This window comes from Paraburkholderia phytofirmans PsJN (assembly GCF_000020125.1).
Taxonomy (GTDB): Bacteria; Pseudomonadota; Gammaproteobacteria; order Burkholderiales; family Burkholderiaceae; genus Paraburkholderia; species Paraburkholderia phytofirmans.
Genome location: NC_010676.1, coordinates 1,323,479 through 1,348,588, shown reverse-complemented (window position 1 = coordinate 1,348,588; position 25,110 = coordinate 1,323,479). Strand labels below are relative to the sequence as shown.

Genomic DNA, 25,110 nt, shown 5'->3' with positions numbered 1-25,110 from the left:
TCTTGGCAGACACGAGACTCTCCCTTGGGCGTCGTTTGTGCAAGATGCCTGAGGGAGACCCCCACCGCTACATCACGCAAGCTGCTCAAAACGCCCCGAATTCCCATCGATTTACGTGCTCACGCTCATACTACGACGACTTCGACGACAAGCCGCGCTCAGTGCCCGAAGTCCGCCAGGCCGATATCCTCGGGCTTCACATTAATGGTCGCCTGTTCCGGCTTGACCTTAGCCGGTACCCTTCTTCGTACGGCACCCTCCAGAAGCATCTGCTGGTCTTCCTGCTGGGTGAAGACCTGCATATCTCGACCTGCTTCAATGTTCTGAACGCAGCAATGCACCTTGATGTTCACGATGTCGAACACATCGTCGAAGCCGGGCCAACCCGCATATCAACGATATGGATGACGCTGCGCGGCCGTCAGTTAGTCGTTCACGCGTATCGTTTCGTCAAGGCTGTGCTGCGTTTACTATGCCGGCATCGCCTGTATGGCTGGTCTGAGTCATATCTGACCTATGTCAGCACTTCCCTGCCCGGCCCCGCAACAGACAAGTATGCCCGTGTGCGATTAGGCGATGTGTTTCTGTCCGTTGACGAGGAAGCCGCGATTGTGCGCTACCTGGACGAAACGTCGGACCTCATCAGGACAAGCGGCTGGTCAAGTCTTCCATACGAGGCACTTTGCGATGCAGCGATGGTGCTCTGTTCCTATCAGTTTGCCATGCGTCCGATTCAGGTCGCGATGCTGACGATGCGTGACGTACGGATATGGGATCCGGAACACAGTGGCGAGCCGACCGTGCATCTCACGTTTCTCATGGTCAAGCAACAGGGGAAGCTTCGAAAGAGACCGATGGTCCGTCGTGTGAAACAGGAATGGGGGATATTGTTCATCGCGCTGGTTGCATATGCAGACTCTCAGGGGCGCGATGGCAATGATCGTGTCTTCGGCGTCAGATCCAATCATGAAGCCGGCTCTCGCATTGCTCGCCGCGTGGCAAGCCTGATCGGCGACGATGCTTGCGCTATGGACCTTCGTCATACCGCAGCGCAGCGACTCGTTGACGCCGGTGCCAGTCATGAGGAGCTCGCTGAATTCATGGGTCATTCGCATGTGCAGACCGGGCTGGTTTACTACGCGACATCGGCCACCCACGCGGAGCGGGTGAACCGGGCGCTCGGTGCGTCGGACATATACCGGCGTGTGGCGAAGATTGCGCACGACCGGTTCATCTCCCCGGAAGAGCTCACCCAACTCAAAGGTGAGCAACAGATTGCCGGCGTGCCTCACGGCATTCCGATCGCCGGTATCGGCGGCTGCAAATCTGGTCAGCCCGCTTGCCCCTACAACCCGGTCACGTCGTGCTACGGATGCAGGAAGTTCATGCCCCTGCACGACAAGACGATGCATGAGCGCGTGCTGGCCGAGATGCGCGAAGTGGTGATCTTCTTCGACCAGAGTTCCCGCGGCGACACAAGGTCGCCGGCCTATCTGCAATTGCAGCGCACGATCGCTGAGATACAGGCAGTCATCGAGGAACTGGAAGGCGAGAATCGATGAATCCGCACTACTCCGCGTTCATCGATCTGGGCAAAACGCTGGCCCATGAGAAAGGCCTGTCATGGGACATGCCTCTCGACGAAACAGGCGCCGCTTGCGACGGTGTCGGCTGGAATCTTACTGTCATTGCCAGCGACGTACCGCCGCCGAACTATTACCTCCGAGACCTCGGGCCTGATGTGAAGGCTTTGGCGATCATCAATGCGGAACGTGCCGAGCTCGGCCTGACGCCACTGCCCAGGCAGCCGCTATCGCCAACATGGCAGGATCTGATCAAGGCGGCAGTTGCCGAACAGTTACTGTTCAAGCGGAACTCCACCGGACACGTACTGCAACACATCGCGCGGCCGCTACGAGTGGTCGCAACGTGCGTGGAAAAGGACCCTTGGGAACTGACCGTCGACGATCTGCGTCTGGCGATCCGTATCGGAAAGGCAATCCAGCCCACAGGAAAGCTGGGAGACCTGGTGGTCGGCATCATCAAGACAGTGCTCGATGCCCAGCATCTCTGCGATGCTGGGCAGCTGTACTCGTCCCTCTCGGTTCCGCGCATGAAAATGAAAAGCGCGATCAAGGCGAAACATACCTGGTCGCAGGACGAGTTGCGCGCCGACCTGGAGGCGCGCAAGCGGGAGGAACGGCTACCTGAGCGCAGGGCGTTCTGGGAACTGACCCGCATCGTGATGACCGAGAAACCACGCACGTTCATGGACGATCTGCGGTTCTCCGCCGTGCGGGCAATGATCGTGACTGGCATGCGTGCGGGTGAAGCTGCCCTGTTGCCAGTCGACTGGAAGCGCGAACGGACATATCTGGACTCAAAGGGGCGACCTGCCGGCGAAGCCGGTGGAATCTCAACGTCGCTGATGGTCCGTCACTTCGCGGAAAAGCAGCAGGACGACGAGTCGGACAGCCGCATCCTGCGTGAAAACACACAGCCTGTGCCCGACATGTTCCGGACCCTGCTTACCGAGACGCTTGACCATGTCGTGAAGCTCACAGATCCGCTACGCGCGACGCTGAAGCTGCAGTGCGAGACTGGCCGACTGCTCCCGTGGTACGGGGTCGATGATGTCGTGCCCTTCACCGAGGCGTATACGCACCTAATGGGCAACCCGTTCTGGTCGGAAATTGAACGAGAGCCGTTCATCGAACGCTATCGAGAGAGCTTCGATCCTTTGGTACTAACAGACCTGTATCTGCTTCAGCGGGAAAAACAGCAGTCCGGCCAGCTTACGCTTGACATGGCCGTGTATCAGTTCGGCAAGCGCCTACTGGACAAAATGCGTGACGGGCAAATTGCATTGCACTTCCGGCGCGCCAATGGAGAGGTCATCGGGGTCCGGGAACGCATGGGCTGGCATAACACTTACTTGCACGTTGGCGAACTTGAGAGTCATGTCCGCACGACAACACCAACGAAGGTATCGGACACCACGCCTTTGCGGCTGGCGGCCGGGGTCGTCCAGCCGTGGGAGTTCCTGTTCGTGCATCCGAAGCGTTCACTCGCCGAGGAGCGCAACGATGGCCTGTGCGACGTGACCCGCTACATGGGGATCAACCGACCCGATCCATCGTTTATCGGACAGGCACTCGGCGACGCGAAGCACCTGCCGTCGCTGTTCGAAAAATATGGACAGACCGACGAAGACCGGGCCTTGAAGATCGAGTCGCACATGCTGCGACATCTCCAAAACACTGAGTTGTTCCGGCTAGGCGTCGCCGACACCATCATCTCGAAGCGCTTCAATCGGCGCAGCGTCGCCCAAAGTTACGAGTACGACCATCGCAGCCTCGCAGAGGATCTGGACCAGATCGAGATCCCGAAGGACATCGAGATCATGCTGGGCGAAAAAGCCAGCACGGTTGCCAGGCTCATCAAGGGCGGCAAGGCCAATGGCCCGATCGTAGACGCGTTCCGGCGCATCCAGGCAACAGAGGGCGACACTGCCGCGTACGAGTACCTTCGTGCTGAAGCGGACGGTTTCCATGCCACACCGTATGGGCATTGCCTGAATTCATTTACGGTCGATCCCTGCCCCAAGCATCTCGAGTGCTTCGCGGACTGCCGCCATCTGTCGAGCACCGATCTGCCGGAGAACCGGCAGAACCTGATCCGGCTTGAGGGCAAGTTCAAGCTCGCCCTCGAGTCGATCAAGGCCAGACCATCGACCAGCATCGGCTGGAAAAACCAGCTTGACCATGCAGAGAAGCGGCTGGCCGGCGTACAGAAGCTTCTTGCAACGCCAGCGGGCGAACGCCCCTTCCCTGACGGCGTTGACCTGTCACTGCCCCGGCAACGCGGAGTACTTGATGATTGAACTGAACGAGATTGCCCCGCCAGGCGACGACGAGATGCGTGAGATTCTCGAAACGCTGCTGGCTGAAGACGAAGATATCACCGCACGCGCTGTTGCCCGGTTACACCCATCCATTAATGCGGCGTCGTCGATCACTCGTAGCGAATCCCGGAGCAAGCTGCTCGCTGAATATCAGCAGCGGCAAGCCGAATACCGGCGCTGGCGAGGCCGCGTTGCGAAACGCTCCGGCGCCGATACCGCGGCCTCGCTCGCCGACAAGGACATCAGGATTGCAGAACTCGAAGCCACTGTGCAACTACTGACCGCTTCCCACCTTGCGATGTTGCGCGCCGTCGGCGAACTCGGTGGCTTCAGCAAGTGGGCCAGGTTCTATGAACAGTATCGCGACGCCCGGGACAAACTTGCGGAGCTTGGCGCGATACCAGAAGCAACAGTATCTCCAATGCCGGCGGAGAGTTCGAAGCGTCGGGGGGAAACAAAGCGTCGATGACAGTCCAGTTGGCGTGACAAAGTTCGCTTGATCCCCTCAGCCACGAAATGGCTGCGGTTCTGCGGTGGAAGCCGCCTATCTCCTGAAAGGAGTATCGCATGTCCTATTGCCCCTTCTTCCAGACCCTGCACGATGAAACGCGCCCCGTGGGCAATCTCGGCAAGGGAACTCACTACTCTGTTCTGCGGGCACCGGTCTGGCACGACGAGTTTATGAGCCGGCTCGAACGTTGCGCGTTCCTCGACTTCGCTATCATCTGGGATGAGGATCATGACGATCGCGTGATCGACGCGATTATGGTGCTCTACATCAGTGGCCTGCTCGCGCCGGTACGCTATATCGGCGAGCGGAAAGGCACGCTCTCGGTGCTCCTGGCATCCGATGTTGTGCGCGATTGGGACCCTGAAACCCTGAAGCAGTATCGCGACGATATCAACGACATCTGCCAGTGCCTGGAAGACCCATGGTCGGCGAAAGTCGACAGCGCTGACGGCCGCGAACATTCCATCATCCACAGTTCGGCCGAGAACGTCGCTACGTATCTCAAGAACATCGACATGCTTTGGGAACTGGGTGTGAAACCGAAAAGCCGACCCTAAGTCGGAAGCACGGGACCAGCTGGAACGCAACACGGAGTCCGACAACATCACGTTGCCGGGCCACACCCTGTTGCGTGCTCGAATGAGCATCGACGCAACAAATGCCAGCGCTACGGCCACGCAACAGGGAACATCCGAAAAGTGAATATCCTGTGGATAACTCGGCCGCCTTACCCGTTGAAATATAACAAAATCTGAAAAACCAAACCAACGCAACACCACACCATAGATACCAAGAATCAACAAAGCTAGTGTGGGAGCTTTTTAGTAATGTCCGGTTCAGGCTAATTAGAAATGTCCGATTTGCGGCCCTGAGGCGCACGCTGTCGCGATGCGTTGACCCAGGGGGCAATCATGAATGGGCGTGGCCTGATCACGGCAACCATGCGCGAACTCGAACGAGTCAAGGTCATCGAGGCGGTCATTGAAGGCCGCTTGCGCTGCTTTCAGGCAGCCGAGCGGCTGGACCTCTGTGAGCGGCAGATCAGCCGGCTGTGCCGGCGTTATGAGGCCGATGGTCCAGCCGGGCTGGTGTCGGGCAAGCGTGGCCAGCCGAGCAATCGCGAGTTGCCCATCGATCTGCGTGCACGGGCCATGGCGCTGGTGCGTGAGCGCTACGCCGATTTCGGACCGACACTCGCGTGCGAGAAGCTGGCCGAATGTCATGGCCTGGTGCTGGCGAAGGAAACCGTGCGGCGCTGGATGCGCGATGCCGGGCTGTGGGTGCCGCGCCGGCAACGGCCACCGAAGATCCACCAGCCGCGTGCCCGGCGCGCGTGCCTGGGCGAACTGGTGCAGATCGACGGCAGCGACCACCGGTGGTTCGAGGACCGGGCGCCAGCCTGCACGCTGCTGGTGTATGTCGACGACGCCACCAGCCGGCTGATGGCGCTGCATTTCACGGCCACGGAGTCGACCTTCAGCTACTTTGAGGCCACGCGTGCGTACCTCGAACGCTACGGCAAACCGGTCGCGTTCTACAGCGACCGCGCCAGCGTCTTCCGGCCAACGTACAGCCGCACCGGCGCGCGGGGCGTCACGCAGTTTGGCCGCGCGATGTACCAGCTGAACATCGACACGTTCTGCGCGAACTCAAGCCCCGCCAAGGGCCGCGTGGAGCGCGCGCATCTGACACTGCAGGACCGCCTCGTGAAGGAACTGCGGCTGCGCGGCATCCAGACCATGGAAGCGGCCAATGCCTGGGCGCCCGCCTTCATGGCCGCCTACAACGCGCACTTCGCGAAGCCGCCGCGGAGCACGTTCGACGCGCACCGGCCGCTGCGTGACGGTGAGGATCTCGACGCGATCCTGACCTGGCGGGTGACGCGCAAGGTGTCGGAATCGCTGACGGTGCTGAATGACCTCATGATCTGGCTGCTGGAGGACACACCGGCTACGCGCCGGCTGATCGGCCACTACATCGACGTGTGGGAGTATCCGGACGGTCGCATCGAACTGCGTGCCGGCGGTGTCGCGCTGCCCTGTGTGCCGTACGAGCTCCCGGAAATCGACCAGGGGGCCGTGGTTGAGCACAAGCGGCTGGGGCCTGTGCTGCAGGTCGCGCAGGCGATGCAGGCACAGCGCGATAACCGCCGTGTCTCAGGCTCGCCGTCACGCACGAATCGCGGCGCGGCGGTACGCAAACCGGCAACCCTGCCCGGCACGAAGAAGGCGCGCGCGTTCACACAGGCCGAGCTGAATGAAACGATCCTGCAGCTCGCCACGCAACACGCCAAACAGCCAGAGCCAGCTTCAAAACCAGCCCGCCGGTCTGCAAGGGCTCACTGAACGGACTGATACGCCCTGCCAGTTCATAAGCAGTCCTTCAACGCTGCATGAGTTGAAACCCGTGAAAGACAGAACCCACACAACCCCTGAGATCAGACATTTCTAATTAGCCCAGACCCCGACATTTCAAAAAAGCCTCGACAGCTAGTATGTTTACAGGCGTTGCGTCTGGAATGGCAGACGGATGGTTATGACCGCAACGCCGACTGGATAAATGGTATCTTCCTCCGTTGCGAAAACTGGCAAAAAACAAAAATGCTCGAACAACGGCTCTGGTGCAATTCCGATGCGCCGATCTGTCACCCTCAACCTTTTGACGATCATGAGCCGATGAGCAAGCTGAAAGACATCGACGGGTTGTTCAATCAATGGACGTCATTTCGACCGCGAAGTGATCATCCTTTGCGTGGGGTGGTACCTGCGTTACAAGCTCAGCTTTCGAGATCTCTCGGTCTTGCTCAAAAATCTGTATCGCGGCGGAACGAACCCCGTGTCGACGGTTTTCGTTCCATTCGGCTCATGCCGGCTGATATACAAACCTGTTTGTGCAACATAAGAGAAACGCTTGTCCGCGACGTTGCTGCAGTCGCCGCAGATCGATTAGTTCAAGCGCTTCAACTCCCCATCGTCCGCATACCAGTCGACGGTTTTACCGCTCGTATTGATCGTCACCGCGCGTGGCTCGCTGAACTGATCGAATGATTCGATACCCGTCTCGCGTCCTACGCCGCTATTCTTGAAGCCTCCCCATGGCGAAGCGGGATCGAGCCGGTGGTGATCGTTGACCCACACCATGCCGAATTCGAGCCTGCCCGCCACCCGATGCGCGCGCGCGACATCTTGCGTCCACACGGAAGCGGCAAGGCCGAACTGCGTATCGTTGGCAATGCGCAGCGCGTGCGCTTCGTCGTCGAACGGCATCACGACAGTGACCGGACCGAACACTTCATCCTGACCGATCTCCGAATGCGGATCCACATCGAACAGCACGGTCGGCTCGATAAAGAATCCCTGCTTCAGACCGGCCGGCACGCCACCGCCCGTCAACAGCTTCGCACCTGACTTCTGCGCGCGCTCCAGCATGGCAAGAATGCGCTGGCGCGAGCGCTCGGAAATGACCGGGCCGAGCTGCGTCTTTACATCGGCAGGATCGCCCACACGAATGCCCGCCGCCTTGACGCGAAAACGTTCGAGAAACTCCGCGTAAATCGACCTTTGCACCAGAATCCGGGCGCCGCACACGCAGGTCTGCCCCGCGCCGATGAACGCCGCGAACGCCGCGCCGTTCACCGCGCGCTCCATGTCGAAGTCATCGAACAGGATCACCGCACCCTTGCCGCCTAGCTCGAGCGTGGTCAGCGCGAAGCTGCGCGCCGCCGCCTCGCCAATCGAACGGCCGACTTCCGTGCCACCCGTGAATACGACCTTACGGATCAGCGGATGCTGTGCGAGCGACGCGCCCGCCTCGCGCCCTTCGCCGTTCACCACATTGACGACGCCCTTCGGCACGCCGGCTTCGTTCAGCAGACGCACCAGCCGCACCGTTGTGAGCGGGGTCTGTTCGGATGCCTTGATCACCACGCTATTGCCCGTCGCGAGCGCCGGCGCGAGGCTCTTGGACAGAATCATCAGCGGATGATTGAACGACGTCATCAGCGCGACCACGCCGAGCGGCACGCGCTGCGTGTAGCACAGGTACGGCCCTTCGATCGGAATCACGTCGCTGCGCCGTGTCAGCGCGAGCGCCGCGAAATAGCGATAAAACTGCGGCAGCCGCGAAATCTGCGCGCGGGTCTCGGAGATTGGCCGACCGTTGTTCAAGGTCTCGAGCTTGTAGAACTGTTCGAGGTCCGCTTCGAACAGATCGGCAAAACGGTTCAGCACCCGCGCGCGCTGCTGGATCGGCATGTCGCGCCACGCACCGCCTTCGAACGCACGATGGCCAGCGTGCACTGCGCGGTCCACATCCTGTGCCGATGCGGCCGCGAGCGTGCCGATCACTTCGCCGCTCGCCGGATTGACAATGTCGAGCGTGCGGCCGGTCTCGGCCTGGGTCCATTCGCCGTCGATGAAAAGCTGCGCGTCGAGATGCTGCGGATTCAACGAGTCCATAGAGATCAGTTCCAGTGGGTTCACTTGAGGGACGATGCGTGCGCGTCGGCGTGCAGTGCATCGTGTGTGTGTAAGTCGGCGGGTTGCAGATCCTCGAGACGCTGGCCGGTCGGCTCCACGCCGAGCCACGCCACGACGACGATCTGGATCGCAAGCAAACCGATCATCAACGCCAGTACGCCGACAATGCCGTGCTGCGCATACAGAGCGACCACGATGAACGGCGTGACGATCGTCGCACCACGTCCCAACGTGTTGCAGATTCCCGAGGCGCGCAGCCGGACTTCGGTCGGGAAAAGCTCAGGGACATAGACTGCGAACAGGAGCGCCACCAGCACGTAGATCGGAATGGTCAGCAACAGGCCGATGAGGGGCAGCAGCAGCGGATTCGAAACGAACGGATAGATCGCGCCGAACACGATGGCCGCGAACGACGCGCCGATGATGGTCGGTTTGCGACCCCACGAGTCCGCCGTCAACGCGCCGATGGCGGAACCGATCGGCGCGCCGATCGACATGACGAGCGCGAAGCCGAACGACTTTGCGATGCTGAAGCCCTGATGCACGAAGAACGTCGGCAGCCAGGTGACAAAGCCGTACAGCAGAGTATTGATGACCACCAGCGTGACGCAGCCGACAATCATTCGTTGCAGCATCGTGCCGCTAAACAGCGAACCGAAGGACATCAATGCAGCGGCCGGTGCGGAGGTCTTTCCAGCAGCAAGAGGTGGCAGCGGTTGACCGCCGCGCGCGTCGGTGATTTCGCTTTCGATGCGTCGCAGGATCGCGTCCGCCTCGGCGTGACGGCCCACCGATTCGAGCCAGCGCGGCGACTCCGGCAACGACTTGCGTGCATACCAGACACCGAGCGCACCGAACCCGCCCAGAACGAACATCGCGCGCCAGCCGAATGCCGGAATCAGCAACAGGCCGATCAACCCAGCAACCGGCAAGCCGGACACCACGAACACGGCCATGAGCCCTTGCAGCTTGCCGCGTTTTTGCGGCGGGACGAATTCGGTCAGTGTCGAATAGCCGACCACGTTCTCCGCGCCGAGTCCGAGCCCCATCACGAAGCGGCACGCAATCAGCACGCTCATGTTCGGCGCGAGCGCCGCACCGAGCGATGCGAGGCCGAAGATCGCGAGATTCGCCTGATAGGTAAAGCGGCGGCCGAAGCGATCGCCGAGAAAGCCTGTGCCGAGCGAGCCGAGCATCATGCCGACAAAAGTCAGCGATACGAATAACGCGTTCTGCCCGAGTGTGGAAAAACCTGTTTTGAGCGTTGCACCGAGCACGGTCGACGCGACATAGATGTCGAAGCCGTCGAAAAACATACCAATGCCGATCAACCACATGATGCGCCGATGAAATCCCGACATCGGCAAACGATCGAGCCGTAGCCCTGCGTTGACGTTCATGTCTTGCTCCCATGCAAGATGGTTGCTGTCGGCGCGCCGCGCAAAGCGGCCGCCTTGGGGCGTGCCGTTCATTTCGCACGCGCCGTAGTTGGACTGCGATGCTCGCAGTCTGCCGATATGCTCGCGCTCAGCGCGCCTGCATCAAACGCAGGCTGGTGACAGTCAGCATGTCGGTCGCGCTGCGGAAGTTCTGCTCGATCGAACTTTCCTCGGCCGCCTGGAAGAACGCTTTGCACTGGCGCGCGCCCGCATCGTCGAGAGAGAGGATGCGATCGGTAAGCGCGTCGGCGTCCTCGCGCAGCGCCGCGGGCTCGCAGACCTGCGTGATCAGCCCGGCCTGCAACGCGGCGGCGGGCGTGATCGGGTCGCCGAACAGCACCATCGGAAACAGCGCCTTGGGTAACGCGTAACGGCCCACGTAGGCCATGATCGCGGCGGGCGGCAGGCCCTTGCGCATCTCGGGAAAGGCCAGCGTTGCGTGCGAAGAGACCAGCGTGAAGTCGCAGAGAATCGCGAGCCCGAAGCCGAAGCCGTGCGCGTCGCCCTGCACTTCAGCCAACGAAATCATCGTGGCGCCGCGCAAGAGGCGCTTCAGTTCGATCAGCCGCGCGACTTCCGCCCGGATCGAAACAGCGTCTCGCCCGGCACGCTCGCGGCCGGTGCAGAACGTGTCGCCACTGGCCCGAATGCGCAAAACGCGCGCGCTCGGCTCGGCGGCCTCGCTGCGCAGCGCGGCCGCCATGGCATCGAACATGGGACCGGAAATCTCGTTGCCCGCCTCCGGGCGATTCAGCGTAAAACTCAGCACGTCGCCCGCGCGCTCGATCAAAACCGGCTGCGGCAATGGACTGCGATCCATATCGTCTCCTCATGTATAATCTGTATACAGCGTATTCACAGGATCACGAGGTGTCAATGCCTACCAGCAAAAACGCGGTGAAACGCGAGCCGGCCGCCGCCGTATCGAAGCGCGCACAGGGTGCGCAAACCAGCGCGAGAGCGGCCGCGCATGCGGGCGCTCCCACGCTCGACAAGATCGGCAGCAAATACCATTCGCGTTTGCGCACAATCCACGCGTCCAGCGGCTCGCTGAGCGAAGGCGTAGTGGTGCCCGCATTGCGCGAGGCGATCGTCGAGGGCGTGCTCGCACCGGGCAGCCGTCTTTCAGAAGTGCAAGTCGCGAAGCAGTTGAACGTGAGCCGCACGCCTATGCGCGAAGCCTTCGCGCAACTCGAACGCGAAGGCCTGGTAACGGTGCTGCCGCGCGTGGGCGCGTTTGTGCGCGCGGTGACTGCGCGCGACGTGGAAGAGATTTACACCGTTCGCGCCGCGCTCGAATGCCTCGCGGTGCAACTCGCGTCCGAGCGCATCACTGCGCTCGGCACCGCACAGCTCGACGACGTGGTCGCGGCCATGCAGGCAAGCGTGAATGCGGACGATCCGGCGAGTTATGTCGACGCCTTGGACCGCTTCTACTCGATCGTCATGACCATCGCCGACAATCGCACGCTGCAGGACAGCCACGCGGGCCTGATCGGGCCAGTGCGGCGTGTGCGCCGTATCGCGATGGCGCGCGGTGGCCGCATGCAGGCGTCGTTCGGTCAGTCGGTCAAGATTCGCGATGCGATTGTGAACCGCGCGTCGAATGTGCAGGATTTGATGCGTGAGCAACTGGCGGGCGCATGCCGCGCAGCGCTGGACGTGTTGAACGAAACCGACGAATGATCGAGATACCCGTCATGCTGAATACCCAGAGTGCCCGCATTCTTTCCCGCTACCGGACATGGGCCGACAATGTCCTGTTCGACGCCGCCGAGGCACTGCCACCCGGTGAAGTCGGCAAGACACGGCAGACGTTGTTCAAAACGATCATTGGTACGTTGAACCATAACTATGTGGTCGATCTGATCTGGAAGGCGCATCTCGAACGCAAGGAGCACGGCTTCAAGGCGCGCAACGTAGTCATGCACGCGGAGCTCGGCGACCTGCGCCGCGCGCAGCAGGAACTGAACGCGTGGTTCGAACAGTGGGCCGATGCGCAGACGGACGCTTCGCTGGCGGAAGAACTGTCGTTCGCGTTCATATCGGGCGAGCGTTCCATCATGTCGCGCGGCGCGATGTTCATGCATCTGGTAAATCACGCTTCGTATCACCGCGGCTGGGCGAGCGAAATGTTCTTCGAAGTGCCTGCCAAGCCACCCGCCACCGACCTGCCGGTGTTTCTTGCAAGCCATCCGGAGCGCGGGTTCAAGGCCTGATGGACGGCTGGCTCGAGCAAGCCGGGTTCGACAATGCAGAGCTATGGGCATTGCCCCGTGTCAGAGCGTAAAAGCCCGTACTGCGGGAAATCCTCTACATCGAACCAATCGAATAGTTGCATACAATGTCGTCAAGCAAAGCCGACTCGAGGGTCTGCATGGCGTCAAAACTCACGACATTGCATACAATTAAGGATGAACCAGCGCGTTCGCCGGACGATGTCTACGCCGCGATCAAGGACGCGGTTACCAGCGGCCAATACGGCGCGGGTGAATATCTGCGCGAGGAACAGCTGGCCAAAAGTCTGGGGGTGAGCCGCACGCCGGTACGCGAAGCGTTACGGCGTCTCGATGCCGACGGATGGGTTGAAACGCGCCCGAACTACGGCGTGCGCGTGAAAGCGTGGACCTTGCAGGATGCACGCGAAATATTCGAGGCGCGTCTTCTGGTCGAGCCCTATCTCGCGGGACGCGCGGCGTTGTCCATCGGCGTCTCCGACATCGAGCGTCTGCAGACGCTGGCCGACGCAATGCTCGAAATCACACACCGCCCATCCACGCCTGAATCCAGCGAAGCCTGGTTCAGCGCGAACGCAGAATTCCACGCAATTATCACGGCTGCCGGGAACAACTCGCGGCTCGACCGCTCGCTCAGGTCGATGAAGGAAACGCCACTCATCAAGTGGACGTTCGGCACGTATAGCGACGACGACCGCGCACGCAGCGCACGTCAGCATTTCGAAATTGTTTGCGCGCTCAAGCAGCGCAACGCCGCGTGGACGGAAGCCGCCATGCGTTGCCATATCCTCGCCGCTGAAAACGCAGTGCTCGACCGCCCCAACCGGGGGCAACCCACCCCCTGATTCAACGTCCTTCGGGCAGCAACCGCATTACGAGCAGTCATTCGATAGTCGCGACGACGACCATACTGGAGACGACACATGCCGAGCACCGATAGCCCAACCGTAAGCCCTGTAAGCGCCGGTGCACGTCTCGACCGATTGCCGATCTCGCGCTTTCACAAGCGCGTACTGTGGCTGATCGGCGGGGGCATGTTCCTCGATTCGTTCGACATTTACCTTGCCGGCGGCGTGCTCGGCGCGCTCGCAAAGACCGGCTGGTCGACAATGAACCTGAACGCGGCATTCCTGTCGTCGACGTTCATCGGGATGTTGATTGGCGCTTTTACCGCCGGCGTGCTGGGTGACGCGAAAGGCCGCAAGTTTACGTATCAATTCAATCTCGCCATGTTCGGTCTGGCGTCGATCGCCGGCGCGTTTGCGGCGAACATGACGTGGCTGATTGTGTGCCGCTTTTTCATGGGCCTCGGCCTCGGTGCGGAGATCGTCATCGGCTACGGATCGATCGGCGAATTCATGCCGCCCGCCGTGCGCGGAAAATGGTCAGCGTATCTGTCGCTCATCACCAACTCGGCGCTGTTCTTCTCGACCTTCCTCGGCTATCTGGTCATTCCGTCGATCGGCTGGCGCGCCATGTTCGCGGTCGTCGGCGCCGGCGCGATGGTCGTGTGGGTCCTTCGCAAGAAGATGCCCGAGTCACCGCGCTGGCTCGAATCGAAAGGCCGTTACGCGGAAGCCGAAGCGATCCTGCGCGCGGCTGAGGAGGAATCGGCGCGCAATTCAACGTTGCCGCCCGTCGTCAGTGCGCCGCCCGCCGCTACCAGGAAAACCACCGTACTGGAGCTCTTCGGGCCCTCGCAGATTCGCCGCCTGTTCGTGTCGATCGTCGTGCAGGTTGCGATCAATATGGTGATCTACGGCTTCATCGTGTGGGTGCCGACGTTCCTGATGAAACAGGGCATCGGTATGGCGTCTTCACTGGGCTATACGGCGCTCATGTCGCTCGGCGGACCCGCAGGCGCACTGCTAGGCGTACTCCTCGCCGACAGGATCGGGCGCAAGAAGGGGCTCATCGCGGTGTCCGCTCTCGCGGCGGTGGTCGGCTGGCTGTACGGGCATTCGACCGGCATCCAAATGGCGACGCTGCTCGGCTTCCTGCTGTTCACGCTCACGTATCTGATGGTGGCACTGGGCATTGCGACCTACATCCCAGAGCTCTTTGCCACGGAGAACCGCATGCGGGCAAGCGGCATCGCCGGTTGCGCCGGGCGCATTACAGGCATCTTCGCGCCGCAACTCGTTGTCATGATGTACGCCACGGGCGGTGTGAAAGACGTGCTGACGATGATCATCGGCGCGCTGGTCGTGCTGGCGGTCGTCCTTGCAGTGTTCGGGATCGAAACGAATCGACGCTCACTCGAGGACATTGCGCCTGCGATCGACGCGAACGATGCACTACCGGCGTCCTCGCTTTCACATCAATCGCAACGTTGAAACTTCACTTCACTCGTTAAACAGGACACGTATGAGCGTCACACAGCAAAGCAAGCGTCAAGCGCTGAAAGCGCGGTTCGCGCGCAACGAGATCGTCACCGCGCCCGGCATCTTCGATATGATCTCCGCGAAGATCGCCGACTCGATGGGCTTTGAGTGCCTCTATATGACGGGCTTCGGCACCGTAGCGTCGTATCTCGGTCTGCCCGATGCAGGCCTCGCGACTTACACCGACATGGTCAACCGCGTCGCGGCATTCTGCGGCGGCACGAACACGCCGATGATCTGCGACGCAGACACGGGCTACGGCGGATTACTGAACGTCGCGCACACCGTCCGGGGTTATGAGCAAGCGGGAGCGGCAGGCATTCAACTCGAAGATCAGGAATTCCCGAAGAAATGCGGCCATACGCCGGGGCGGCGTGTCATCCCGGTCGACGATATGGTGCGCAAAATCAAGGTCGCCGCGGAAAGCCGCAGCGATCGCGATTTCCAGATCGTCGCACGCACCGATGCCCGCACATCCTTAGGCCTCGATGAAGCGCTGCGTCGTGGCGAGGCGTATGCGAAGGCTGGTGCGGATGTGCTGTTCATCGAATCGCCGGAAAGTATCGAGGAACTCGAAACGATCGGGCGAACCTTCAATGTTCCGTTGCTGGTGAACATCGTGGAAGGTGGACGCACGCCGCAACTTGCGCCCCGTGAGTTGGAAAAGCTCGGCTTCTCTCTCGCGATCTATCCTGCTTCGGGCTTCCTGGCCGTCGCAAAGGCGCTCAAAGAGATGTACGGACAAATTCTGGCGCACAGAAGCACGGTAGCCGCGGTTGACGCAATGTATCCGTTCTCCGAGATGTGCGAATTAATGGGTTTCCCCGAAGTGTGGGCGTTCGATCGCGCACATGCTGACTAGGACATCGATCTGCGCCTCGCGGTCACTATCATTTTTTGCTGCGCGTAGCGCGCGAGACTTGAGCGGCCGATGAATTGTCGGGCCGAATTTCATCGATGGAACCGCAAGAGTGGAAACCCGCAGCGGCGCCGGCACGCTCGTCGATGTCGATGTCTATGTCTATGTCTATGTCTATGTCGACGACTATCATCGAGGGCCGCGCTTGCGGACCGGTCGCGGTCGAAATGATGTCCGTTGAATAACCCGTCGATGTCTTTCAGCTTGCTAATCGCGGCTCGTGACCGTCAAAAGATTGAGGGTAACAGATCGGTGCATCGGAATTGCACCACAGCCAGCTCAGCCACTTGTCCTGAACTCACTCGAGCCGCACCGTCGCGCCCGGCTCATTCATCAACTCCCCGGCCACCTCTCTCAGGCACGCACTGAATAACTTCGCTGCAGGCGAGCTCGAATCGTCGCGCCAGTAAGCCACGATTTCACCCAGCGGCTCCAACGGCGGCAACGGGAGCACCCGCATGCTGCCGCGCATTGCGTGAGGCTTCGCTATGGACATCGGCAAGATCGAAACAAAATCGCCGCTGCGTATCAAGGCAATATTCAACGCCAACGCGCTCGATTCGACCGCGCCGCTGCCCACTGCAATATCGTTCGCGGCAAGCGTCTCGACCAATGTTGCGTACGCCGGGGACCCGTGCATCGGCGTGATCCAGCGAGCCGCGCCTAAATCATCCCACGTCACCTGGCGCCCGAGATCTCCCAACGGGTGATGCGCGCCGACCACGAATACAAACGGCTCGCGATGGACCACCTCCTGTCGCAACGTCTTCTGCGTGGTCGCAATCCGGTTGCGGCCAAGAGCGATGTCGAGGTCGCCATCATCCAGCATCTTGATCAACCGGTCGAGCGTGGCTTCCGCGAACGAAAGCGACGCCGACGGCGCGCGCCGCATGAACAGTTGCACCGAGTTAGTGACCAGCGGCTCGGGGATCGTCACCACGGCGCCGACCCGGACATGGCCGCCGGTGCCGGACGCAAGCGCGCTGACATCGCGGCGCGCGAGTTCAATATGGCGCAAGACTTCGCGCCCGCACCCCACGATCACCTGGCCGATCCCGGTCAACTCCAGCGCATTACCGACTCGATTCACGACCTGCACGCCGAGCGCCTCCTCGATTTCCCCGATCTGCTTCGAGATGGCAGGCTGGGTCACATGAAACGCCGCCGCGACGCGCGTGACCTGACCAAGCTCCGCAAGGCTTACGAGGATGCGCAGATGCGGCAGCTTGAGCCCGCTGCGAAAGAAACGTTCGATCGGATCGTTGTTTTGCATGACAAGGGTTTTCCCCGAAAATACGGCTCGACATAACTCTACGGTTATAACTGTCTCCGAAATCGTGATTTGCGGCAATACCTGCAACACGACTACCCTTTCGACACTGCCGCCAGAAGGCAACGGTCCCGTCGGTCTAAAACGAGGACCGCACACAAATGATGAGACCGCGTGCCGAGCACGCGCATTGGAGACAGACAGACCATGAGCGTCCCTTCTTTCGGACCCGAGCCGTGCCTTGCATCGGCCGATCCTCACAACGCCCTGCTCTACGCGAAACTGACGCGGCGGATCGTGCCGTTTCTGTTTTTCGCATTCGTGGTTGCGTACATCGACCGCGTGAACGTCAGCTTCGCCAAGCTGCAAATGTTGAGCGACCTTTCGCTGAGCGAAACGGTGTACGGCGCGGGAGCGGGCATTTTCTTCGTCGGCTATTTCTTCTTCGAGGTGCCGAGCAACCTGATCCTCAACCGCGTCGGCGCGCGCCGCTGGATTGCGCGGATCATGGTCACGTGGGCACTCGTGTCGGGCCTGACGATGTTCGTCAACGGTCCGACATCGTTCTACGTCATGCGCTTTCTGCTCGGCGTCGCCGAAGCGGGATTTTTTCCGGGCATTTTGCTGTATCTGTCCAACTGGTTTCCTTCGACACGGCGCTCGCAGATCATCGCGCTGTTCATGACCGCGATTCCGGTGTCCGGCGCGATCGGCGGTCCGTTGTCGGGCTGGCTGATGGCGCATTTCGCGGGCACCTATGGTCTTGCCGGATGGCGCTGGCTGTTTCTGGTCGAGGGAATCGGCTCGCTGGCGGTCGGCATTGCGGCGTTCTTCGTATTGCACGACCGGATCGATAACGTGCGCTGGCTGAACGCCGACGAAAAATCGCGCCTTGCCGCCGATCTCGCCCGCGACGCGATCACGCGCACCGAAACCTCAGCGCGCGGCGCTTTTGCCAGCAAGCGCGTGTGGCTGCTCGGGCTGCTGTACTTCTGCATCGCAATGGGCAACTATGGCCTCGCGTTCTGGGTGCCGACCATCATCAAGGCAAGCGGTGTTGCCAGCCTGGCCAACATCGGATGGCTGTCGGCGGTGCCCTCGCTGATCAGCGTGGTCGCGATGGTGCTGATCGCCCGCCACGCTGATCGCCACGACGAACGCCGCGTGCATGTCGCGGTCTGCTGCGCGATCGGCGCGCTCGGTTTGCTTGCTTCAGTGCTGTTTGCGTCGAACGTCGCGGTGTCGATCGCGGCGCTGGTCGTCGCGGCTATCGGCATCAATTCGATCGCGCCGGTGTTCTGGGGGATTCCGACCGCTCTGCTCGGCGGTGCTGGCGCGGCGGCAGGGATCGCCGTGATCAATTGCACCGGCAACCTGGCCGGCTTCGTGAGTCCGTTCATCGTCGGACGGCTGTCCGATCTGAGCGGCGGCAAGCTGTTGCCGGGAATGCTCGCTATCGCCGTGGCGTTGTTGATCGGCGCGGCGATCGTGCTGCGCATGCCACTCAAGCGCGTTTGCGCTGCTTCGGCGAGCGCGCCTAATTCCAGCATTCCACAGAGGACATGAATATGACGCAATCGAGCAGCCCCGTCTGCGTGGTGACGGGATCGGCTTCGGGCATCGGCGCGGCGACCGCGCTGCGCTTCGCGCAGGCGGGCTGGTCGGTGGCCATAGGCAACTTCGACGACAGCACGCGCCAAACAGCGCTGTCCGTCGAAGCGGCCTGCCGCGACGCCGGCGCGTCTACGCTGATTTTCGACGCGGATGTCGGCAACGATGCGCACTGCCGCCGCGCGATGGACACCGTGGCGAGCCGCTGGCAACGTGTCGACGCGCTGATCAATTGCGCGGGCACGACCCGCGTGATTGCGCACAACGCGTTCGACGAGATCGACGCTGTCGAGTTCGAGCGCGTGTACCGCGTGAACCTGATCGGGCTGTATCAGATGACCCGCGCAGCAGTGCCGTTGCTGCGCGAATCGGCCGGTCTATCGACGGTGAAACGCAGTACCAGCGTGGTCAACATTTCGTCGCTGGCGGGCCTGAACGGCACCGGGTCGTCGATCGCGTATGCGGCGTCGAAAGGCGCGGTGAATACGCTGACGCTCTCGCTTGCGCGCAGTCTCGCGCCGCATGTCCGCGTCAACGCGATCGCGCCCGGCATGGTCGACGACGGCCTGTTGCTGCGCGTGCTCGACCCGCAAGCCTATGACGGCGTGCTAGCCAGAATGACCGAACAGGCGCCGCTCAAACGGGTGTCGATGCCCGCCGAAATCGCGGACCTGGCCTGGTTTCTCGCGACGCAGGCGCCCGCCATGACCGGCCAGGTGATCGCCGCGGAAAACGGCTTGCTGCTGAACGGCGGTTGAGCGAAGTTGAGCAAAGTTGAGCGGCAACGGACGGCAGTTGGCGGTGCGCGCAGTTGAACGAACCATCGCCTGAGCACTGCACGAGTTTCAAGAGAAAACGGACTTTCCCACATGACCAATCTGCACAAACATCGCTCGCGCAGGGTGACCGACGGCGTCACCCGCGCGCCGCATCGCGCGTTCCTTCGCGCTACCGGCCTCGACGACGAATCCATGCAAAAGCCGTTCGTCGCGATCGTCGATACGTTCGGCGAGAACACCCCGTGTTCGATGTCGCTGAACCAGGTCTCCGACAACGTGCGCCTCGGCATTGCAGCGGGCGGTGGCGTGCCGATCCGCGGCTCGGCGATCTCGGTGTCGGACGGCACGTCGATGAATCACTCCGGCATGAGGATGAGCCTCGTGTCGCGCGAAGTGGTCGCGGACAGCGTCGAACTGTTCGTGCGTGCGCATAACTACGACGCACTGATCGGCGTCGCCGGTTGCGACAAGACCTTGCCCGGCATCCTGATGGGCATGGTGCGCGTCAACGTGCCCGGTGTGTTCCTGTTCGGCGGCGCAATGCTGCCCGGCGTCGCACCCGGTCAGTTGCCCGGCGGCGCCGGCACCGGCCTGCAACGCCAGTCGACGATTCTCACGACAATCGAAGCGGTCGGCACCACGCAGCGTGGCGACATGAGCCGCGCGCAACTTGACGCCATCGAAAAACAATGCACGCCGACTGCCGGATCGTGTCCCGGCCAGTTCACCGCGAATACCATGGCGATGGTCGCGGAAACGCTTGGCCTCGCGCCGCTGGGCTCCGCGATGGTGCCCGCCGTCTACAGCGAACGGATTGCGATTGCGCGCCGCGCCGGCGAGACAGTCATGCGTATCCTGACGCAAGGCGGGCCCTTGCCGCGCGATCTCGTTACGATGGAAAGCCTGGAGAACGCCTGCGCGGCAGTTGCCGCGACCGGCGGTTCGACCAATGCCGCGCTGCACATTCCGGCCATCGCGAACGAGGCCGGCATTCGCTTCGCGCTGGACGACGTGCAACGCGTGTTCGCGAAAATTCCGCTGATCGGCGATCTGCAACCAGGCGGCCGCTATCTCGCGCAGGATCTGCATCACGCGGGCGGCGTGCCGGCCGTGTTGAACGCGCTGCTGGCAGGCGGCTTCCTGCATGGCGATGTGCCCGCGTTCGGCGGCGGCACGCTCGCCGAAGCATTGAGCGCGTTCAGCGGACCGGACGGCATCGTCGTGCGTCCGTGCGACGAGCCGCTCGGCGAAAACGGCGGACTCGTGATCCTGCGTGGCAACCTCGCGCCGGACGGCGCATGTCTGAAAATCGCCGGGCTCAAATCGCTTTCGTTCACGGGCGCGGTGCGTGTATTCGAATGCGAAGAAGACTGCATGGCGGTTGTCGCGGCGCGCGACTACCGCGAAGGCGACGTGCTCGTGATCCGTAACGAAGGGCCGAAAGGCGGTCCCGGTATGCGCGAAATGCTGGGTGTGACAGCAGCGATCTACGGTCAGGGCATGGGCGAGAAAGTGGCGTTGTTGACCGACGGTCGGTTTTCGGGCGCGACACGTGGCATGTGCATCGGCTATGTCGGCCCGGAAGCGGCGGCGGGTGGCCCGATCGGCCTGTTGCGCAATGACGACCGCGTGCATATCGACGCGCGCGCAGGCATTCTGCGCGTCGACCTGTCCGACGACGAACTCGCCCGTCGCCGCGCCGACGCGCCAGCGCGCGCGTCGCGCCGGCTCGCGGGGGTGCTCGAAAAATACGAAGCGTTGGTGCGGCCCGCGCATCTCGGCGCGGTGACGCATTCGGGCAACGTTGAATGGCCATACGACGAACCCACGCCCGGCGACGACGGAGCCGCCGCATGACCAGCGCTCGCCTCGGTTTTTGTGGGCTCGGCAAGATGGGCTGGCCGATGGCGCAGCGTCTCGCAGATGCGGGTCACGCGCTGCGAGTGTGGAATCGTTCGAACGAAAAGGCTGCGGCATTGCAGGCGTCGGCGACGAATTGCGTGGCATGCGAGTCGCCGGCTCAGGTCGCGGCCGGCGCCGGCATCGTGATGCTATGTCTGGCGGACGCGGCGGCGGTCGAGGCGGTGGCGTTCGGCGTCGACGGACTCGCAAACCGCGCGCGCCGCGGCGCCACGCTGGTCGATCATTCGACGCTCGCGCCGTCGCAAACCCGAGCCTTCGCACGGCGCTGGCGCGAACAGACCGGCGGCGACTGGATCGACGCGCCGGTGTCGGGCGGCACGTCCGGCGCTGCGGCAGGCACGCTCGCGATCATGGCGGGCGGCGACGCCACGCTGATCGAGACGTTGACGCCGATCCTTCGTGGTTACGCCGCGCGCGTCACGCGCATGGGCGGCAGCGGCGCGGGACAGGCCACGAAGCTGGCGAATCAGACCATCGTGATGACGACCATCGCGGCGCTCGCCGAAGCGACCCGCCTCGCCCGCCATGCCGGCATCGACACGGCGCGGATTCCCGCCGCGCTCGCCGGCGGCTGGGCTGATTCGGTACTGCTGCAAACGTTGATGCCGCGCATGATCGTGCCACCTGCGCAGGCCTCCGGCACGATCCGCACGATGCTGAAAGACCTCGATGCCGTCGAGTCGCTGGCGCGCGAGAGCGATACGACGCTGCCGGTCGCAGCGTTAGTGCGGCGCTGGCTGACGCAGGCGGTCGAGCAAGGTCTCGGCGACGCCGATATTTCGCAGATCGCGACGGTCGGATTACAAACGGCCACGCCCGAATGACAGAGCGGGTTTCTGGTTTCTAGCGAACACCGGCCGTCGCTGCATGGCAGACGCGCCGGATCTATAGATAAGCCATGCATCTGGAGACACGATGCAGAACCTCGAAGCGGTCAACGTACGCAGTGCCTCGTTCAACCGCCTGACGGCGGGTCAGTGGCGGCTCATTATCCTCGCGAGTCTCGGCGGCGCGCTGGAGTTCTACGACTTCGTCGTCTATGGTGTGTTCGCGCAATTCATCGGCCGCGCGTTCTTTTCGATGCTCGATCCGATGATGGCCTTGCTGCTGTCGTTCGCGGTGTTCGCGATCGGCTATCTATCGCGGCCCGTCGGCGGCGCGGTGCTCAGCTGGTTCGGCGACCGCTTCGGGCGACGGCGCGTGTTCATTGTCTCGGTGATCATCGTGTCGCTGTCGACCATCGGCATGGGGCTCGTGCCGACCTACGCGAGCTGGGGCATCGCCGCAACCTTCACGATGATCCTGCTGCGGCTCGTGCAGGGATTCTGTCTTGGCGGCGAACTGCCCGGGTCGATTACCTACGTGGTCGAAACCGTCCCGCGGCGCGCGGGCTTCGTCTGCGGGATCGTGTTCTTCTGCGTCAACTCTGGCGTGTTGCTCGCGGCGGCCGTGAACCTGGGCGTACATGCCGTCCTGACGCCGGATGACGTCGCGGCTTACGGCTGGCGCTTCGCGTTCATCTTCGGTGGCGTGATCGGGCTGCTCGGTTTCTGGCTGCGCCGCAAGCTCGAAGAAACGCCGGAATTCGCGCATATGAAGCAGTTCGCCTCGAAGCACCCGTTTGCCGAACTGCTGCGCGAGCACTGGCGGCCCGTGGTGCTGGGCATTCTGACGACGTGCGCGACGGCCGGCTACAACGGCCTGCTGTTCGCGCACATGCCCGCGTATCTGGACAAGGTGCTGCACTACGATCCGCACCAGGTCGCGCTAGGTCAGAACGTGGCGCTGGCGACTGCGTCGATCGGCATTCTGATCGTCGGGCGGATCGGGGACAGCATGCCGCGCCGCCATCTGATGCGCGCAGGCGCTCTGCTGCTGATCATCCTGACGATGCCGTTCTATCACGCGGCAGTCAGTCACCAGATGGATCTGATCGTGCTGATGCTGCTTGGCGGATTGGGCGCGGCGCTGATCAACGGTACTTTTGCCTGCATCATCGCGGATATGTTCCCTACGCGCGTGCGCTTTAGCGGCGTCGCGCTCGCATTCAATCTCAGCTTCACCCTCTTCAGCGGCACCGCGCCGTTAATCGGCACATGGCTGATCAGTCGTACAGGCGATCTAGCCGCGCCGGGCTATTTCATGGTTGCGTGTGCGTTGCTAACGTTCGTGGCGACGTTCGGGCTGAAGGCACTGAGTGGGAAAATCGCGGCGCCGGACGCCCCGGCGACGGCTATGAACAGCCGATGATCTATAGAGCCACCGGGTTCACCGTCGCGCCGCACTCGGATCGAAGGCCTGACCAGTTATATCCGACGGGCGTTGCGCCGGCGTGTCCCGCGATGTCACAGGCGGCCACGCGAGCGGCGCGGTGCGTGCGAAGTTATACAGCGACGGAAGTTCGCGAAGCGACAAGGCGGTGGGCCACCCAGATCAGGACAGTATAGTAATGACGATCTCTGAAAATCCAAGCGTCGCCGTCGTTGGTCCGGGGGCAATCGGCACGACCGTGGCGGCAGCGCTCCATGAGGCCGGACGCACACCGACGGTTTGCGGACGCACGGCGCACGAGCGCCTCGAACTGCGCTTCGACGGCGGCCGTATCGTTGTACCGGGTCCGGCGCAGACCGATCCGGCGGAGATCAAAAATACCTTCGACCTTGTTCTCGTTGCAGTCAAGTCGACACAGGTGAAAGCGGCGGCCCCGTGGTTTTCTGCACTATGCAGTCACAAGACGGTCGTTTGCATGCTGCAAAACGGTGTCGACCAGAAAGCGCTCGTCGCGCCATATCTGTCCGGCAACCCGGTGCTGCCTTCGGTGGTATGGTTTCCCGCTCAACGCGATCCGGACGCCTCGGTGTGGCTGCGCGGCAAACCGCGCCTCACGCTGCCGGACACGCCGGGAATCGCCGTCGTGTTGGCGGCGCTGCGCGGCACACGAGTTTCGGTCGACATAGCGGCGGATTTCACGTCCGTGGCATGGCGGAAGCTTCTACAGAACGCTGTCGCGGGTTTAATGGTTCTGACAGGTCGCCGCGCGGGTATGTTTTCCCGAACCGATATCACCACGCTGTCTCTGGCCTATCTACGTGAATGTCTTGAGGTTGCCCGCGCGGAGGGTGCGACGTTGGGCGACGAGGTCCCGCAAGAGATCGTCGATGGATTTCGTGACTCCCCGCCCGACCTGGGTACGTCCATCCTCGCCGACCGCCTAGGTGGACGTCCTCTCGAATGGGAGAGCCGGAATGGGGTCGTGCAGCAGCGCGGTCGATTGCACGGCATTCCCACACCGATCAGCGATCTTGTCGTGCCACTTCTGGCGGCCGCGAGCGACGGACCGGGCTAGAGCTACTGCCGTTGGTTGTGATCGTTGTAATGTCGGCCGTACTTACGCAACAGGAGATACACGCGTTTTCCGCCTTTCCGCAGGACGCCGGATAGTGGTCAGAACATTTCTGTGTGGGTCCATGGACGAACCCATGATGGCAGCATCGTTTGGATACCAGACCCTCGTCATGGAACCCTGCGGCAGCGCCCGTCGTGTGCTACGACGGGCGGCTCATCGCAGCCTAGTTCATGCGACCGTTCGTCAAGTCGAACAAGAATGATGCGGCTGACGCAGCGGCGATCTGGGAAGCCACCCAGCCCCGGCACG

General features: G+C 62.1%; 22 protein-coding genes and 2 pseudogenes. 19 read left to right on the top strand and 5 right to left on the bottom strand.

What is annotated here, in order from left to right:
• Positions 1-161 precede the first annotated feature (161 nt).
• The 5 genes from BPHYT_RS25735 to BPHYT_RS25715 all read left to right on the top strand — a co-directional run bounded on the left by BPHYT_RS25735 (position 162) and on the right by BPHYT_RS25715 (position 6,760).
• A complete protein-coding gene (locus tag BPHYT_RS25735) occupies positions 162-1,562 on the top strand; it encodes a tyrosine-type recombinase/integrase (RefSeq protein ID WP_238535749.1) in 1,401 nt (466 codons plus the stop codon).
• On the top strand, positions 1,559-3,883 hold the full coding sequence (locus BPHYT_RS25730; RefSeq protein WP_012427048.1) for a hypothetical protein: 2,325 nt from the start codon (positions 1,559-1,561) through the stop codon (positions 3,881-3,883). The genes BPHYT_RS25735 and BPHYT_RS25730 overlap by 4 nt, the downstream gene beginning before the upstream one ends.
• The gene (locus BPHYT_RS25725) at positions 3,876-4,373 is read left to right on the top strand and encodes a hypothetical protein (RefSeq protein ID WP_012427047.1); all 498 of its coding nucleotides are present in this window, start codon (positions 3,876-3,878) and stop codon (positions 4,371-4,373) included. The genes BPHYT_RS25730 and BPHYT_RS25725 overlap by 8 nt, the downstream gene beginning before the upstream one ends.
• A gap of 98 nt (positions 4,374-4,471) precedes the next feature.
• Positions 4,472-4,972 (top strand): hypothetical protein, encoded by a 501-nt coding sequence (locus BPHYT_RS25720; RefSeq protein ID WP_012427046.1) that lies wholly within the window; start codon positions 4,472-4,474, stop codon positions 4,970-4,972.
• Positions 4,973-5,326: 354 nt separating this feature from the next.
• Positions 5,327-6,760, top strand: a complete 1,434-nt coding sequence (locus BPHYT_RS25715; protein ID WP_012427045.1) for an ISNCY family transposase — start codon at positions 5,327-5,329, stop codon at positions 6,758-6,760.
• Positions 6,761-6,913: 153 nt separating this feature from the next.
• On the opposite strand, the gene BPHYT_RS39730 is transcribed toward BPHYT_RS25715, so the two are convergent.
• Positions 6,914-7,129, bottom strand: coding sequence for a hypothetical protein (locus BPHYT_RS39730; RefSeq protein ID WP_041759137.1), 216 nt, complete (start codon positions 7,127-7,129; stop codon positions 6,914-6,916).
• On the opposite strand from BPHYT_RS39730, the pseudogene BPHYT_RS39725 reads away from it, so the two are divergent.
• A pseudogene (locus BPHYT_RS39725) lies at positions 7,128-7,208 on the top strand (IS6 family transposase); the annotation flags it as partial. The gene BPHYT_RS39730 and the pseudogene BPHYT_RS39725 sit on opposite strands and share 2 nt — an antisense overlap.
• Positions 7,209-7,360: 152 nt before the next feature.
• Here the strand turns inward: BPHYT_RS39725 and BPHYT_RS25705 are convergent.
• The 3 genes from BPHYT_RS25705 to BPHYT_RS25695 all read right to left on the bottom strand — a co-directional run bounded on the left by BPHYT_RS25705 (position 7,361) and on the right by BPHYT_RS25695 (position 11,152).
• Positions 7,361-8,872: an aldehyde dehydrogenase gene (locus BPHYT_RS25705; protein WP_012427044.1), complete on the bottom strand. Its 1,512-nt coding sequence runs from the start codon at positions 8,870-8,872 to the stop codon at positions 7,361-7,363.
• 20 nt (positions 8,873-8,892) lie between these two features.
• Complete coding sequence (locus tag BPHYT_RS25700) at positions 8,893-10,293, bottom strand: MFS transporter (protein ID WP_012427043.1); 1,401 nt, start codon at positions 10,291-10,293, stop codon at positions 8,893-8,895.
• Between the two features lie 127 nt (positions 10,294-10,420).
• On the bottom strand, positions 10,421-11,152 hold the full coding sequence (locus BPHYT_RS25695) for an enoyl-CoA hydratase/isomerase family protein (RefSeq protein WP_012427042.1): 732 nt from the start codon (positions 11,150-11,152) through the stop codon (positions 10,421-10,423).
• 56 nt (positions 11,153-11,208) lie between these two features.
• Between BPHYT_RS25695 and BPHYT_RS25690 the strand changes: the two genes are divergently transcribed.
• The 6 genes from BPHYT_RS25690 to BPHYT_RS39480 all read left to right on the top strand — a co-directional run bounded on the left by BPHYT_RS25690 (position 11,209) and on the right by BPHYT_RS39480 (position 16,053).
• The gene (locus tag BPHYT_RS25690; protein ID WP_012427041.1) at positions 11,209-12,018 is read left to right on the top strand and encodes a GntR family transcriptional regulator; all 810 of its coding nucleotides are present in this window, start codon (positions 11,209-11,211) and stop codon (positions 12,016-12,018) included.
• On the top strand, positions 12,015-12,551 hold the full coding sequence (locus tag BPHYT_RS25685) for a DinB family protein (protein ID WP_012427040.1): 537 nt from the start codon (positions 12,015-12,017) through the stop codon (positions 12,549-12,551). Before BPHYT_RS25690 ends, BPHYT_RS25685 begins: the two co-directional genes overlap by 4 nt.
• 158 nt (positions 12,552-12,709) lie before the next feature.
• Positions 12,710-13,414, top strand: a complete 705-nt coding sequence (locus BPHYT_RS25680; protein WP_012427039.1) for a GntR family transcriptional regulator — start codon at positions 12,710-12,712, stop codon at positions 13,412-13,414.
• Between the two features lie 78 nt (positions 13,415-13,492).
• Positions 13,493-14,905, top strand: coding sequence for an MFS transporter (locus BPHYT_RS25675; RefSeq protein WP_012427038.1), 1,413 nt, complete (start codon positions 13,493-13,495; stop codon positions 14,903-14,905).
• A 31-nt stretch (positions 14,906-14,936) separates the two neighbouring features.
• The gene (locus BPHYT_RS25670) at positions 14,937-15,815 is read left to right on the top strand and encodes an isocitrate lyase/PEP mutase family protein (protein ID WP_012427037.1); all 879 of its coding nucleotides are present in this window, start codon (positions 14,937-14,939) and stop codon (positions 15,813-15,815) included.
• Between the two features lie 109 nt (positions 15,816-15,924).
• The gene (locus BPHYT_RS39480) at positions 15,925-16,053 is read left to right on the top strand and encodes a hypothetical protein (protein WP_274378475.1); all 129 of its coding nucleotides are present in this window, start codon (positions 15,925-15,927) and stop codon (positions 16,051-16,053) included.
• 117 nt (positions 16,054-16,170) lie between these two features.
• On the opposite strand, the gene BPHYT_RS25665 is transcribed toward BPHYT_RS39480, so the two are convergent.
• Positions 16,171-17,145 (bottom strand): LysR family transcriptional regulator, encoded by a 975-nt coding sequence (locus BPHYT_RS25665; protein WP_012427036.1) that lies wholly within the window; start codon positions 17,143-17,145, stop codon positions 16,171-16,173.
• Positions 17,146-17,349: 204 nt separating this feature from the next.
• Between BPHYT_RS25665 and BPHYT_RS25660 the strand changes: the two genes are divergently transcribed.
• The 7 genes and pseudogenes from BPHYT_RS25660 to BPHYT_RS39720 form a co-directional block, all read left to right on the top strand.
• Positions 17,350-18,708, top strand: coding sequence for an MFS transporter (locus tag BPHYT_RS25660; protein ID WP_012427035.1), 1,359 nt, complete (start codon positions 17,350-17,352; stop codon positions 18,706-18,708).
• 2 nt (positions 18,709-18,710) lie between these two features.
• Entirely contained in the window at positions 18,711-19,511 is an 801-nt protein-coding gene (locus BPHYT_RS25655) for an SDR family NAD(P)-dependent oxidoreductase (protein ID WP_012427034.1), read from the top strand.
• A gap of 111 nt (positions 19,512-19,622) precedes the next feature.
• On the top strand, positions 19,623-21,389 hold the full coding sequence (ilvD, locus tag BPHYT_RS25650) for a dihydroxy-acid dehydratase (RefSeq protein WP_012427033.1): 1,767 nt from the start codon (positions 19,623-19,625) through the stop codon (positions 21,387-21,389).
• Positions 21,386-22,279 carry an NAD(P)-dependent oxidoreductase gene (locus BPHYT_RS25645; RefSeq protein ID WP_012427032.1) on the top strand — a complete coding sequence of 298 codons (894 nt, stop codon included), beginning with the start codon at positions 21,386-21,388 and terminating at the stop codon, positions 22,277-22,279. Before ilvD ends, BPHYT_RS25645 begins: the two co-directional genes overlap by 4 nt.
• 91 nt (positions 22,280-22,370) lie before the next feature.
• On the top strand, positions 22,371-23,705 hold the full coding sequence (locus BPHYT_RS25640; protein ID WP_012427031.1) for an MFS transporter: 1,335 nt from the start codon (positions 22,371-22,373) through the stop codon (positions 23,703-23,705).
• A 199-nt stretch (positions 23,706-23,904) separates the two neighbouring features.
• Entirely contained in the window at positions 23,905-24,801 is an 897-nt protein-coding gene (locus BPHYT_RS25635) for an oxidoreductase (RefSeq protein WP_012427030.1), read from the top strand.
• A 163-nt stretch (positions 24,802-24,964) separates the two neighbouring features.
• Positions 24,965-25,100 (top strand): annotated as a pseudogene (locus tag BPHYT_RS39720) (IS110 family transposase); the annotation flags it as partial.
• Positions 25,101-25,110: the final 10 nt, after the last annotated feature.

What these genes read in the sequence shown, in the direction of transcription:
- BPHYT_RS25695 (WP_012427042.1), bottom strand. Translation starts at nt 11,152, where the DNA reads ATGGATCGCAGTCCATTGCCGCAGCCGGTTTTGATCGAGCGCGCGGGC.
- BPHYT_RS25720 (WP_012427046.1), top strand. Translation starts at nt 4,472, where the DNA reads ATGTCCTATTGCCCCTTCTTCCAGACCCTGCACGATGAAACGCGCCCC.
- ilvD (WP_012427033.1), top strand. Translation starts at nt 19,623, where the DNA reads ATGACCAATCTGCACAAACATCGCTCGCGCAGGGTGACCGACGGCGTC.
- BPHYT_RS25715 (WP_012427045.1), top strand. Translation starts at nt 5,327, where the DNA reads ATGAATGGGCGTGGCCTGATCACGGCAACCATGCGCGAACTCGAACGA.
- BPHYT_RS25645 (WP_012427032.1), top strand. Translation starts at nt 21,386, where the DNA reads ATGACCAGCGCTCGCCTCGGTTTTTGTGGGCTCGGCAAGATGGGCTGG.
- BPHYT_RS25640 (WP_012427031.1), top strand. Translation starts at nt 22,371, where the DNA reads ATGCAGAACCTCGAAGCGGTCAACGTACGCAGTGCCTCGTTCAACCGC.
- BPHYT_RS25635 (WP_012427030.1), top strand. Translation starts at nt 23,905, where the DNA reads ATGACGATCTCTGAAAATCCAAGCGTCGCCGTCGTTGGTCCGGGGGCA.
- BPHYT_RS25685 (WP_012427040.1), top strand. Translation starts at nt 12,015, where the DNA reads ATGATCGAGATACCCGTCATGCTGAATACCCAGAGTGCCCGCATTCTT.
- BPHYT_RS25655 (WP_012427034.1), top strand. Translation starts at nt 18,711, where the DNA reads ATGACGCAATCGAGCAGCCCCGTCTGCGTGGTGACGGGATCGGCTTCG.
- BPHYT_RS25680 (WP_012427039.1), top strand. Translation starts at nt 12,710, where the DNA reads ATGGCGTCAAAACTCACGACATTGCATACAATTAAGGATGAACCAGCG.
- BPHYT_RS25690 (WP_012427041.1), top strand. Translation starts at nt 11,209, where the DNA reads ATGCCTACCAGCAAAAACGCGGTGAAACGCGAGCCGGCCGCCGCCGTA.
- BPHYT_RS25670 (WP_012427037.1), top strand. Translation starts at nt 14,937, where the DNA reads ATGAGCGTCACACAGCAAAGCAAGCGTCAAGCGCTGAAAGCGCGGTTC.
- BPHYT_RS25675 (WP_012427038.1), top strand. Translation starts at nt 13,493, where the DNA reads ATGCCGAGCACCGATAGCCCAACCGTAAGCCCTGTAAGCGCCGGTGCA.
- BPHYT_RS25660 (WP_012427035.1), top strand. Translation starts at nt 17,350, where the DNA reads ATGAGCGTCCCTTCTTTCGGACCCGAGCCGTGCCTTGCATCGGCCGAT.
- BPHYT_RS25725 (WP_012427047.1), top strand. Translation starts at nt 3,876, where the DNA reads ATGATTGAACTGAACGAGATTGCCCCGCCAGGCGACGACGAGATGCGT.
- BPHYT_RS25700 (WP_012427043.1), bottom strand. Translation starts at nt 10,293, where the DNA reads ATGAACGTCAACGCAGGGCTACGGCTCGATCGTTTGCCGATGTCGGGA.
- BPHYT_RS25665 (WP_012427036.1), bottom strand. Translation starts at nt 17,145, where the DNA reads ATGCAAAACAACGATCCGATCGAACGTTTCTTTCGCAGCGGGCTCAAG.
- BPHYT_RS25730 (WP_012427048.1), top strand. Translation starts at nt 1,559, where the DNA reads ATGAATCCGCACTACTCCGCGTTCATCGATCTGGGCAAAACGCTGGCC.
- BPHYT_RS25705 (WP_012427044.1), bottom strand. Translation starts at nt 8,872, where the DNA reads ATGGACTCGTTGAATCCGCAGCATCTCGACGCGCAGCTTTTCATCGAC.